At 38.0% G+C, this 13,118-nt stretch carries 8 protein-coding genes; 4 read left to right on the top strand and 4 right to left on the bottom strand.

The features are described 5' to 3' along the window. Positions 1 to 7: 7 nt before the first annotated feature. The gene (locus ACM0OS_RS19145; RefSeq protein WP_414544789.1) at positions 8 to 352 is read left to right on the top strand and encodes a choice-of-anchor Q domain-containing protein; all 345 of its coding nucleotides are present in this window, start codon (positions 8 to 10) and stop codon (positions 350 to 352) included. Positions 353 to 549: 197 nt separating this feature from the next. On the opposite strand, the gene ACM0OS_RS19150 is transcribed toward ACM0OS_RS19145, so the two are convergent. Continuing rightward, positions 550 to 2,031: a ShlB/FhaC/HecB family hemolysin secretion/activation protein gene (locus ACM0OS_RS19150; RefSeq protein ID WP_414544815.1), complete on the bottom strand. Its 1,482-nt coding sequence runs from the start codon at positions 2,029 to 2,031 to the stop codon at positions 550 to 552. Between ACM0OS_RS19150 and ACM0OS_RS19155 the strand changes: the two genes are divergently transcribed. The 3 genes from ACM0OS_RS19155 to ACM0OS_RS19165 all read left to right on the top strand — a co-directional run bounded on the left by ACM0OS_RS19155 (position 1,949) and on the right by ACM0OS_RS19165 (position 8,083). Next, complete coding sequence (locus ACM0OS_RS19155; protein ID WP_414544790.1) at positions 1,949 to 2,647, top strand: TauD/TfdA dioxygenase family protein; 699 nt, start codon at positions 1,949 to 1,951, stop codon at positions 2,645 to 2,647. The genes ACM0OS_RS19150 and ACM0OS_RS19155 overlap by 83 nt on opposite strands. 114 nt (positions 2,648 to 2,761) lie before the next feature. Continuing rightward, entirely contained in the window at positions 2,762 to 5,137 is a 2,376-nt protein-coding gene (locus ACM0OS_RS19160; protein WP_414544791.1) for a filamentous hemagglutinin N-terminal domain-containing protein, read from the top strand. 345 nt (positions 5,138 to 5,482) lie between these two features. After that, positions 5,483 to 8,083, top strand: coding sequence for a CHAT domain-containing protein (locus ACM0OS_RS19165; protein WP_414544792.1), 2,601 nt, complete (start codon positions 5,483 to 5,485; stop codon positions 8,081 to 8,083). A gap of 238 nt (positions 8,084 to 8,321) precedes the next feature. On the opposite strand, the gene ACM0OS_RS19170 is transcribed toward ACM0OS_RS19165, so the two are convergent. From ACM0OS_RS19170 to ACM0OS_RS19180, 3 genes are read right to left on the bottom strand one after another with little or no spacing between them, the layout of a single operon-like run. Continuing rightward, positions 8,322 to 9,338: a tetratricopeptide repeat protein gene (locus tag ACM0OS_RS19170; protein ID WP_414544793.1), complete on the bottom strand. Its 1,017-nt coding sequence runs from the start codon at positions 9,336 to 9,338 to the stop codon at positions 8,322 to 8,324. A 52-nt stretch (positions 9,339 to 9,390) separates the two neighbouring features. Then, positions 9,391 to 11,127, bottom strand: a complete 1,737-nt coding sequence (locus ACM0OS_RS19175) for a protein kinase domain-containing protein (protein WP_414544794.1) — start codon at positions 11,125 to 11,127, stop codon at positions 9,391 to 9,393. Continuing rightward, positions 11,112 to 12,548, bottom strand: coding sequence for an NB-ARC domain-containing protein (locus tag ACM0OS_RS19180; RefSeq protein ID WP_414544795.1), 1,437 nt, complete (start codon positions 12,546 to 12,548; stop codon positions 11,112 to 11,114). Before ACM0OS_RS19180 ends, ACM0OS_RS19175 begins: the two co-directional genes overlap by 16 nt. Between the last annotated feature and the right edge of the window lie 570 nt (positions 12,549 to 13,118).

Here is a 13,118-nt window from a genome sequence, read left to right on the forward strand (position 1 = left end):
ATAGTTCTTGCCTGAGAAGCTACCACCCTTAAGCTCTCAAAGTCAACACCCTAGTTCTAATGTTACTTTTAACCACAATATCTACGCTAATGGTGGCGAGATCCTTGTCCGGGGCGCTAATGATATTGTCGCTGATCCACAATTTGTCAATTTCTCGAATAATGATTTTCGACTCAAATCCAATAGCCCAGGTATCGACAAAGGTACTAACTTTAGTGCCGTGAAAACTGATATTACTGGCAATCGTCGTCCGTCCGGTAAAGGTTTTGATATTGGGGCCTACGAGTATCAGCATTCCGGCAATCCTACTACTAATCCGACAACTCCGCACCCTGGCTGTCCGACGAATTGAGCTATAGCCACACAAAAAAGGCAGAAGTCTTTCTCTTTTGCCTTTTTTAGCGGAGATTATTGCTAAAAAGTTAAATATATGGTGTCAATATCAAGCAATTAATAATCTACTATCAAAGAATACCTTACTGAAAAAAGAAAGAAGATTATTTTTTGGTTGCAGCAGTTAAACCAATCAAAAACTGCATAGCCACACGTTCAAAATGCGTTGTACTGTACAGAAAACAAAACCCCGTTCTGCTGCCAAGTTGTTCCGTCTGAATCCACCTCAATCAACGGAATCCCCCAATCCAAACGCGCACTGAAGTTTTCGCCTCCACGCCACTGCAAACCCAACCCCGCTGAAGCTAACATATTCGAGTCCGGATTTTCTGTACCTGCGTTCCACCCAAAGCCAAAATCTGCAAAGGGAATTATTTGCAAAGTCCCTCCAGCACGCAGAATTGGTACTCGCACCTCCGCCGAAGCAAATACTCCATTATCTGTTAAATTGAAATCTTGGCGATATCCCCGTACACTATCCTGTCCACCCAGACCAAACTGCTCAAAAGGGAGAAGCGTTGTAGTTGCCATTTGTCCATTCAGACGCAGCAATAGTAAAGTCTCTGGAGCCAGCAGCCGTAACCATTGTGCTTGTCCTTGCCAACTGAAAAAACGGCTATCCGGTCTATCTGAATTTATCGTCGCAAATGCACCTACTCCCAAATTGAACTGCGATCGCACCGCAAATACTTCACGGCTGTTGCGAGATATCCACTCCTGAAAAAATCGCAGCGCCGATACTCTTGTGTTCCCTTCGGAGTCCGCACCATCAGAGAGGAAAGGGATTCGCTCAAATTCAAAATCTACATACGAAGCCTCGCTCTCTTTCCTGGAAGCAGTTATACCAAACGCAAATTCCTGGTTGGGAGTTCGGACTATTGGCTGTCGATACGTCAATTCGTACTGCCGAGATTCTGCTTCGATATCCAGAATGTCAAAGGGTTCTTCGATAACATTCGCCGCTGACGTTCCGTAGGTAAAAGAAATTGTCCCATCCCTGGGATTGATGGGTATTGTGTAACTAGCATCAAACGAGTTGCTACCATCGGTGTTAGTATAGCCCACACCTATACTATCTCCGAATCCAGATAGGTTTGCTTCGGTTACTTGCAGACGACGGCGGAAACTTCCTACCGAGGGCGATCGCCCATTGTCTAGTAAAATCTGGGCATTGAATGTATCGGCTTCCTTGATGAAAACCTGTAGCACACTCTCTCCTTTACGTAACCCTTCCGATAATTCAGCTGATAGGTTTTCAATCAAAGGATTAATTTGCAACAGTTGCAGTGCTTCCAACAAACGTTTCTGATTGACAGGCCCTTTTGTCTTTGCTTCTATGCGATCGCGCACATAATTGTCGGAAAGTCGCTGAGTACCTTTTATTTGAATCTCTTCAAACTTCCCTTCTACTATTTGAATCTTGACTACACCTGAACCCGGACGAATTTCTTGGAGTGGAATATAAGCGCCGGAAGTAATGTAACCATTGTTGACGTATAAATCCGTAATTCGAGAACGAGCTTGGTATAGTTCAGCTAGCGAAATGGGTCTATTGATGAAGTCCAACGAAGAATTTGCTAAAAATACTTTCGGTGATCTAATATTCGGTGGATCTAATACATTAGATCCTGATATCAGCCCAGACTTACAAAGCCGATATACATATATCTTGGGTAATCCAAAGGGAGAAGCAGAACCACGAGAAAAATTTGCTTGGAAGTGGCATCAAGATAAAGATGGTCTTCCACGCACAGAAGGGCTGGACATGAACGCTCTATATGTTGTAATGCTTTATGCGGTAGAAGTACCTGCATCCGATGTAAATGGACAGCCCCATACTACTCAATTTATTGACTTGATAGAAGCATACAAAAATTTAGATACCGAAAAAAAACAGCAACTAGAAAGAATATCTTTGCGCCACAAAGGTCCTAGCTTTTCCAAAGAAGCTGTTGATGTTCCTAGCAAAGTACATCCTATTGTATCTACTCATAAATTCACTGGTGAAAAAGGGCTATACCTAGGTATTGATACTACAATTCCCGTTGGTATGGAAAATAATCTAGAAGCGGCAAAAAGTTTTATGGAGGATTTATTTCAAACCGTTTTAAACAGTACACCTATTTACTCTCATATTTGGCAAAAAGGAGACGTTATCTTCTGGGACAATTCACAGGTTATGCATAGAGGAATTCCTTATGATGCGGCAAAGTATAAACGTATTGCACTACGTTTAGGAGTCGTACATATGTAGAAATCTTAATCACATCAAAAGACTATAATTCACAATCGTTGGCTGCAAATATAAAAGAAGGAGAGTTGTGTGAAACAATACCCTAACATGTTATGGAGCCTCAAGGCAGGTATCTTGTATTTTTTGTTAATTTCGCCAGTTGAAGCACAAGTTGTACCAGACAAAACGCTGCCTACCAACTCTATTATTACCACTGAAGAGAATATTAGTCGAATTGAGGGAGGAAGCAAAGGAGGAGGTAATCTCTTCCACAGTTTTGAAAATTTTTCTGTTCCTACTGGCACTACAGTGTACTTCAACAATGCTTCAGATATTCAGAATATTATTAGCCGAGTGACAGGCAAATCCATCTCAAATATTGACGGAATAATTCGAGCAAACGGTAAAGCTAATTTATTTTTGCTTAACCCCAACGGCATTGTATTTGGTAAAAATGCTCGATTAGATGTTGGAGGCTCATTTATTGGTACTACTGCTAGTAGCCTTAAGCTTTCTGACGGTGGAGAGTTTAGTGCTTTAAATCCTCAAGCCCCACCACTACTAAAAATCGCTACTCCGATTGGTTTGCAATTTGGAAGCAACTCAGGCGCTATTCAAGTTCAAGGGACTAGTCAGGGATTAATTGCTCCTAGTTCAATAAACTCCCCAACTGTTAGAAATAGTGTTGCAACTGGATTAAGTGTAACAGCAGGAAAAACTTTAGCTTTGGTAGGAAATAATATCACCTTAAATGGCGCTACTCTAGCGGCAGATGGAGGAAGAATTGAATTAGGTAGCGTAAGTAATGGGGTAGTGATACTTAGCCCGTTTCCTCAAGGATGGAGCTTAGACTATAAAGGAGTGTCTTCTTTTGGTGATATTAATTTATCTAATCAATCTTTAATAGATGCTAGTGGAGAAAGAGGCGGAGACATTACAATCAAAGGTAAAAATGTTTCGTTATTCTCCGGTTCGGCACTTCTTATTCAAAACCAAGATTCACCAGATTTAGGCAATATAAATATCGAGGCTTTGGATTCGCTAACGCTAGAGGGAATATCTCCTAATGGAAGATTCCCTAGTATCTTGCGAACTGAGTCTTTAGGTACAGGAAGTGGAGGAAACATTAATATTACCGCCTCTAAATTAACTCTTGAAAGGCGTGGAGGTATTAGCAACAGGAACTACGGTAATGGATTAGGAGGAAACATAAATATCTCTGCCTCTGACTCCGTAAATGTACTAGGAGGTATTAACCCTTCTGGGGTTAGCAACATTTTAACTACCGCTTTAGCCTCTGGAAAAGCAGGAGATATTACAGTTTCAACAAGGCGTTTGGAAGCTCGTGATGGAGGAGGCATATCATCTAATTCAGTTAGAAAAGGTGATGGAGGAAACATAACTATAAATGCTCTTGATTCCGTGGAAGTAAGTAATTCTGAACAATTAATTAATTCAGGGGAATTTTTAGTCCCCAGTGCTATTTCTACTCTTGCTTTTACTGAGGGCAATGCTGGAAATTTAGTAATAAATACGCGGAAAATGATGGTAGGAGAACTATCATCAGTTAACACTTCCAGCGTAGGCTCTGGTTCTGCGGGAAGTGTCACAATTAACGTTCCTGACCTTAAACTAAGTGGTGATATAAGTTCAGCTGTTGTTGTTGCGGAACCACAAACCCAAGCATTTTTTGGTTCACCTGCAATACCAAGCGGAAATCCAGGTGCAGTAACAATTAATACTAACTATTTCAGACTACTTAGTGGTACAGTTAGTGTCCGAAATCTAGGAACAGGTAACGGGGGAACAGCGATAATTAATGGTAGATCTATTTCTTTGAAAAATGAAGCCACTATCACAGCTACAACAACATCTTTAGATGGTGGCAATATTATATTAAATGCAAAAAATATAAATTTAATTAATAATAGCAAAATCACAACTACTGCTGAAAATAATGGCAATGGTGGCAATATTAACATCAACACTAATATCCTAACTGCCTCAAAAAATAGCAGCATTACTGCTAATGCTTTTGAAGGACGAGGTGGTAATATCAACATCAATACCAAAGGACTATTTTTATCTCCTGACAGTCAAATTACAGCTAGTTCAGAAACGGGTATTAACGGCACAGTGGAAATTAATTTTACGGATAAAGATCCTAGCCGTGTCCAAGCAGCACCACAAACAGTTATGCAAACTCCAAAAGTTGTTTCTGCCTGCGGAAGCAACTCAAGCGCAGTAGCAAGTTTTATTAATACTGGTGCTGGCGGTATTCCTCGTAGTCCTAGCGATATGCTCTCTAGTAAATCTGGCTGGCACGACAATTCCATGCCAACAAAATCAATTAATAATTTAAATAATTTAAATTCATCCACTATTCAAGAGCCACAGATTGTAGAAGCTCAAGGATTGATAACAGATTATAACGGGACAATTTTTTTGACAGAAAAGCCTAATAATGTAGCTATATCTGATCATCTGTTGACTGCGCTTTCATGCCAATAATAAACCCTTATGAGAGGAACAAACAGTACAAAATTTTGATGCCCACTGCAAAAATGTGCTGTTTGCTGTCAGAATAAGCCTGTCACCCTTGATGTTCGATGCAGGATAAGCTAATGATCATTTAAGTTGCATAAAACTAGAACTGTTCGCGTTCGCATAGTCCCTACTACAAGCGAATCATCCAGGGAAAATCAATAACGATTAGGTTACACTCAAAAACTTAATTAACAAAATGTCGAATGCATAGTAAAAGCTGGCAAACATTGGCGAGTATCTGCCATATAAATCAGATCTTGCTCAAGATCAGCAACAAGTAGAACAGAGGCAATAAGTCGATTATGGCAGATGAAAACACTTGTTTCTCGTGTTGACTTATGTCTCTATAATTTATCGGTTTCTTTTATGCTTAAAAGTCAACATTGGTCAAGATATTTATTACTATATACTCTAGGAGTATCCATAGTTACAATACAAATCTTTGTTACTCCTGCCCAGGCTCTTAAAGAAATACATCACAATCAAGCACAGTCACTAACTGAAAGAGGTCATGAGCTATTAAACCAAGGTCATGCCTCCGAAGCTGTTGAGATTTGGGATCAAGCCCTAAAAATTTATCAACAGCTTCGGTATGAAGAAGGCATTACTGGAACCTTGATAAACAAAAGCTTGGGTTTACAATATTTAGGTTTATATCCTCGTGCTTGCAACACCCTTCTACAAGCTTTGAAGTTAGATCGAGATGCTTCGGTTTGCGCCACTTCATTGGAGCCATCTACTGATCCTGTATCCACTATAAGATTACTAACAAAGACTATCAATGAGCAAAAATCAACACAAGTTTATTTACTTGGATTGCGTAATCTAGGAGATGTATTGAGGCTACTTGGTAAACCAGATACATCCTATGCCATTTTAAATAAAACCTACGAGATAGCTAATAGACTTCCTTTAAAATCAGAAAATTTGAACAATGAGCTATTGTTAAGCCTAGCCAATACCGAACAAGCGCTTTATTATCAAGCCAAGAATAAATACCAGTTAACAGATGAGCCTGAAAGTAAGCAGATTGCAATTGAAAAAGCTAGACTAAGACTTGAGTCTGCATTGAGAATATATCAACAGCTAAGGAGTATAGAAAAACAAAATCCAATAGCTCTTCAATCAGAATTGAACCAATTAAGCTTATTTATAGAGGCAGAAAAATGGGCAGACTTGAAAAGAAAAAGTACTCAATTAATTACAACAACACAGTCTCTTCAAGAATTGGTAAAAACAATATTAATTGAAAAATCCTATTTTCAAAACTTGTCATCAATTGAATCTGTATATGCTCGCCTCCATTTTGTTCAAAGTTTAATACAAATCAACCAAAACAGAAATTTAAAGCAACTTCTTTTACCTAACGACAATTCATTGTTTACATCTTTATCTATCGCTAAAGAAGCCTTGCTTCTAGCTCAAGAATTAAAGAACAAAAGGGCAGAGTCACAGGCTTTAGGTGTTATTGGCAATATTTATGGCTATTTAGGGCGAGCATCTGAATCAAAACAATATCTGGAAACAGCTATGGGACTAGCTCAGTCAGTGCAAGCTTGGGATGTTGCTTATCAATGGCAATGGCGATTAGGGCGCTTATACCACCAGACAGGAGAGATAGACAAAGCGTTAGAATCATACGCATCTGCTATCAATAGTCTTAGCCAAGTCAGAGGTAGTATCCTTGCGGCCAATCGAGAAATTCAGTTGGGATTTAAAGAAAAAGTTGAACCTGTATACCAAGAATATATGGAGCTACTTTTATCCCAATCTCGACCCAACTTAAAGCAAGTAGTCGCAGCTCAAGAAAAGCTTAAAATAGCCGAGCTTGAAACATTTTTACAATGCAGTCAACTTCCAATTATTTCTCTAAATAATAGCCAAAAAGCAACTAAATTACCACCTACAATATATCTGATTAAATTAAAAGATCGAGTAGAAGTGATTGTCCGAACTCCACAGGACATATTTTATAGACACACCCTAGAGCTTACGGCAGTCAGTGATAACATTAATAGTTTAATTACTGCTGCACAAAGCCAGGATTTTGCTGAAATTAGAAAATCTAACTTACTTATTCATGCTCAAGCTATTTACAATCTACTATTTGTACCCATCAAAAAATATCTGCCAGATTCAGGAACTTTAGTGTTTGTAGTAGATACTTATTTTCAAAATCTACCTCTTGCCATGCTCAACGATGGGAAGAATTTTTTAATAAGTCATTATAGTATTTCAACAGCTTCAAGCTCTGAGCTTTGGGAGAGCCAAACGTTAAAACCTTTGCAACCTTTAAAGGCGTTGATCGCTGGACTTTATGAAGTAAGTCCTAGCCTTAAAAATTCTTTAGTTCCTAAAAACTTTCAGGCTTTACCAGAAGTAAAAACAGAAATTGCTGGTATTAAAGAAAATACTGCTCCTAGTTCAGTACTACTACTCAACTCAAAATTTACAAGCGATAATCTCCACCAAAAAATGGAGAAAAATTTATTTAAAATAGTTCATATAAGTACTCATGGTCAATTTAGCTCTGATTCCGAAAAAACTTTTCTCTTGGCTTGGGACGTTCCAATAACAGTTAAACAACTTAAATTTCTACTGAAAATTGAGCGCTCTGGAATTGATTTACTTGTCCTGAGCGCTTGCCAAACAGCGAAGGGAGATAAACGTTCGACATTAGGAATTGCTGGTATAGCAGCTCAGGCAGGTGCAAAAAGTACAGTCGCCAGCTTATGGCTAGTAGAAGCAGGTTCTACCGCCCAATTAATGAGCGAATTCTACAAAGGTCTGGAAAATGGTATGACTAAAGCTGAGGCACTTAGGCAGGCACAATTAAAGTTGATGTCTAACCCCGCATATTCTCATCCTTACTTTTGGGCAGGTTTTATTCTCGTCGGCAACTGGCTTTAATGCTTGTTGGGGGAAGAAGCATAAGTTGTCTATAAAACACTATTTATGCTTCTAATTGAGTTTGGACAACTTATGCGTCCATTTGTAGACAACTTATCTTCCCACCGACATGCAATGTGGTCTGGCAACTATAAGTTGAGCAAAATTAATGAGTAGCGCAATCAAAAAGTTTTAATATAACAACAAGCATCACAGCTTTTATATTTGATAGCTTATTTTTATCAATCGTTCCTAATTTTCATGTCTTGTCCCTGGTCAATCTTAATCCTTCTTCTGCTTTAGCTAATTCATTTAAGTTTCTTTTGAGTCTTGCATATTGTATCGCCGTGTTGTATTCGCGGTTTGCCATTTGAGGCAAGCCTACTTCTAGATAAAGATCTCCTAATGTTCGATAAATAGTAGGATTTTGAGTTTTTGCTTTGATTCGCTTGTTCAAAACCTCAATTGCTTCAGTTAGCAAATCGTTTGCTCTGTATATGTGAGCAGAATCCACCGCTAGATCGTCTGGCGATAAATTGAGATTTTGAATATACTTCATAACGGCTTTTATATGCTGCTCTTTCTCCGATGGTATTACCATCAGGATAGAAGAGCTAGGAACAAACTTTTGTTCTCCAATCTTGGCAAGTACATTTACTTGGTAAATACTTCCAGGTTGCATGGCTGGTTGTTCTTTAGGGTAAGGCAGTGAGTTTGAATTAACTTCTATAGACCAATCAACTCCTGTACCCTTAATCTGTACTATATAGCTAATAGCACTATGAACAGGAGTCCAAAGCATTACAGGACGAGGATTTAAGATTAAGGCACTATAAGGAGTTATTCTTGTTGGTGCATTATTATCCTCATCTGGCCCTTTGACCTTGAGACAATTACTTCTAATTTCAGAGCTACAGCGCTGAACTGGCTGATCAGAAGGTGGAAGACATTGATTGCTGATAATACCACCAGACAGACGCAAAATCTCTCCACTCAGATAACATAAAACCTCAACGGTACCTTTATCTCTGTCTGGTTGCAACTGATCTTGTTCACAAAGCTCGCTAAAATTTGCCAAGCGCAAATCGCCACTTATAATCCGAGCTATGGATTTACATTTACGCGATCGCAAATTGCCTACTGCTACTGATTGTTGTTGCCCCCATGCACTACTAAAGCTTGAAAATATGGGTATTGATGCAATCGCCGCAACTTGTACTTTGAAATGTTTTTCCCTATTGTGATTGTTAATGTCGGTACAATTAGCATTACACATATCAAGTTACTTGAAATTTAGTTGAAAGCATACTTTAATTGATGCGCTTGAGTCAATTTTCCCGGAATATCTGTTGTAATTTTTGCTGCTTCCATTCTTGTACTTCTGGGAGGCTAGATCTTGCTGTTAAGCAAATTTGCCAATATATTCCGGCTTTGCTAAAGTTGCCTAGTCTTTCGTATGTGTCTGCCAGTAAGCAGTAGGCATCTACTCTCTGCGAATCTAATTTCACTGATTTTTGCAAGTAATCCTCAGCTTCTACATAGCGCCGCTGTTTCAGCCTCGCCCAACCCAGATTTTTGTATAATCCAGCTTCCCACTCAGGGTTTTGGGTGCTATTTAAACCTTGCAGTACTAGCTCTGCTGCTTCAGAATATTTCTCCTGTAGATTCTTTAATCGCGCTAAATTACTGACAGCATTGGCTGCTTTGTTATTACTGTGCTGAATCGCTAACTTATACTGCTTTTCTGCCTCGTCATATTTCCCCTGATCATCATAAAAATTGCCTAAATTATAGTGCAATACCCAATTATTGGGCTTGAGCTTAAAGACTTTTTCATAAGTATCATTAACACACTGAACATCTCGAAGTTGTTGACAAGCCAATGCCAAATTATTATACGCGTCTATATCTTTCGGGTTATATTTGACTGCCAACTTATAATACTTTTTAGCTATTTCAGGTTCATTTAAATGACGAGAACCTTGTCCAAAATAATAATTAGATCTTGCTAGACTATACCCTTTATACCCCCAAACAAATACTAATACAATTAAGCTAGCTGCCAAAACTCTAAACGGATTAGAATCAATTATTCTATGAATTTTTGATTGAATTGGTAAACGTTCTAGTCTCTGTATTATTATTTGAGTATTTTGTGGACGCTGCCCTGGAAAAGGAGCTATTAAATAATCAATGAAGTCAGCCAGATACTTATCTATATGGGGAGCCTTGTCTCTCCAAAGTAGTCTTCCTGTTCTCTCATCACTTTTAATTTCCAACAGAGAAATTCCAGTAACTGAATAAACCAAAGTTCTGCCTAGTGCGTAGAAGTCTGATTGTGGTACAGCCTGCCCATTAATTTGCTCCAGAGGAGAGTAACAAGCTGTCCGAATAGCAGTTATTTCATGCCCACCACCAATCCCTGTATCTAATCCTCCACTGGTGCTAACCTTCATCAAATAACTTCTAGTAATCTCTCGCGCTCCTCCAAAATCAATGAGTGCTAATTTCCCATTAGGTTGGCAGATAATATTTTCTGGCTTTATATCCCTATGAAAAAAACCAGAACGATGAACTAAATCAAGAATATCAATTAATTGTAACAACCAGTCATAGGCCAATTTTGAGGTAATTCGTCCATAAGATTTTACCCACTGAGCTAAATTTTCTCCTTCAATTTTCTCTATTACCAAACAATGCAGTTCTAATAAACCATCGTTCAGGGTAAAAGTAAAATAATCATCCCTGCTTGATTTAGGAATTCCGGGATGGTCAAGCAGTTGTAATACAAGTGATTCTCTCTGTAATAATTCAACTAATTTAAAATCGTCGCTCCACCTCAATACTTTCATTATTCTTATTCGAGGTTCTAAGTGTAGATTTACGTCAAAATCTTCAACCTCAAAGACATCTGTGTAAGCGTAAGGATTTTCGGACAAAGAACGCAATGGGCGTAGCAAACGAATCCGTCCGTTTATTAACAAGGGGTTTCCACAGGATAAACAATTCTCAGCATCATCGGGATTATGACGCTGAGGACAAAGAGGATTTATACAGTAACCCACGGGCTTACTTCTTTGGTTTGTATCTTTTCCGGCGTTTTATGCACTAAACCAAATGAATCAATTAAGATGTACTTTTTGACAGATGACTGTAAGCTATAGTCAGCTTCTAGCTTATTTGAACTTCTACTAACTTCAATCAATCCGCGTTGCTCTAAAATTTCTATCGCTGTTATTACTTGAGAAACTGACAAATCAAAACCTAGTCGCGCTTTTAAAGCATCAATAAGTTCAGAAAAGGAAATTGAAATTGATTTCTGCGACATTCCTTCTGCTAAAGAAATCATTATTTGTCTTTGTAGATTAGTTAAAACCCCAGCTTGTCCAAATTGCTGATGTAGCATAAATTGAAGTCGAGAATCAATTATTGTAGTATCATGCTCCAAAAATTTTTTCACGCTTCCTCCAAAAAAGCAATTAATGCGATCAGCAACCACTTCTAAAGCCGATGGGTTCCCATAATAATTTTCAACTAAACGTTTACATTCCTCACCACTCAAGCCTTTTTTGTATAGTATCTGCATTGCTGCACTTACCTCCAAGCCTTTTAGTTTGAAAGACCGAATAGGTATTTTTGTAGTGACAAAAGCAATTTCTTTCAAAGGTAATTGACTTGTTACAATCGTACAGCTAGAACTCTTTTGTTCCGCAAGTTTGATAAATAGTTTTTCGTATTCTAGTCTTTTCTCAAAACTATCAGATAGCGCCAATCTTTCAAATCCGTCTATAACTAGCAAACAACTATGCAAACGAAGTTGTTCAGATAGTAAAAATATTTTTGACTGGAAATTCTCTCCATTTGTTTCTACATTAAATATCCTATTTAATTCATCAATTAAATCATCAATTGATGAGCAATGATTCACTGTCTTCCAAATAAAATAATCGTATACATTACTTGAAGTATCAAAAAGTATTTCTTCAATTAACTTTGCTGCGAGGAAACTTTTTCCGATTCCTCCAACTCCAGTTAAAACTATACATTGTTCTTTAGAAAGAGTAATTTGTTTTTTTAAATAGCCAAGCTCGTCTTGTCTCCCGTGGAAACCTGCTATATCAGGCATTTGTCCATTTACTTTTGTTTTGCCCACTAAGGCATCATTATTCAATCTGGATGATTCTTGAGCAAAATAATCGTTTTTTGCTAATTTAAGCAAAAGAGGCTTTAGAGATATTTTTTTTACTTTCTCCCCCTCACCAATAACCTCTGAAAGCATATTCCACAAAGGGGGAGCTATTTTTTGTGATAAATAATACACATTGTAGCCATTTTCCGCAGATATCTTCTTGTAATCTTTGTCGTCCCAAATACCTTCAATAATAACCTTTTCAGGTGTTGTCAAGTACCTTCCAGTACGCTGGAAGACTCGACTCTCTAGAATCTTTATTACTTTTTCTATTCTCAAAACTTTCTCTATGCTCATTTAACTCCTAATTCCTCTTACTTATACTCAATGTTAAATTTTATTCTTGGTACTAATGAATATCTAAAAACTTTACAATTATTAACTGTTCTGTAGCTTTCAAATTGTCTTCCTAGGCTATAAGATTAAACTGCTACATCTAATAAGCAGTAACACACTGTTTGTATATGCATTGTAGCGGCTAGTTCGAGCAATAGTATCTAGCAAAGTAGGTCAAGCATATAAAAATGGGGTGAACTGAAGGAGGCAGTCGCCCAAATGTTGGAGTATGAAGTGGGGTAGAGGCAACATCTGCGGCAAGTGGTGTTTGAATACAGCTATCCCCTATTGGGTTTATACTTTGCGTAAAAACGTTACCAGTTCTTAGACACCTCTTAAACAATTATCAATAAATATGGATAAATTGAAAGTAAAAGCAAGCATCTCATTAGATACCAGATAGACAGATTTTCTGTAAGGTAAAGTTACGTTTACATGAAGCGACAGGAAGACAAATAACAGCACCAAAATTTAAAGGACAAAGAGCTACTAAGGAGTAAGCACCTTGTCCAAATACTAAAAACTAAATAA

Source organism: Nostoc sp. CCY0012 (genome assembly GCF_963920855.1).
Lineage (GTDB): Bacteria > Cyanobacteriota > Cyanobacteriia > Cyanobacteriales > Nostocaceae > Cyanocohniella.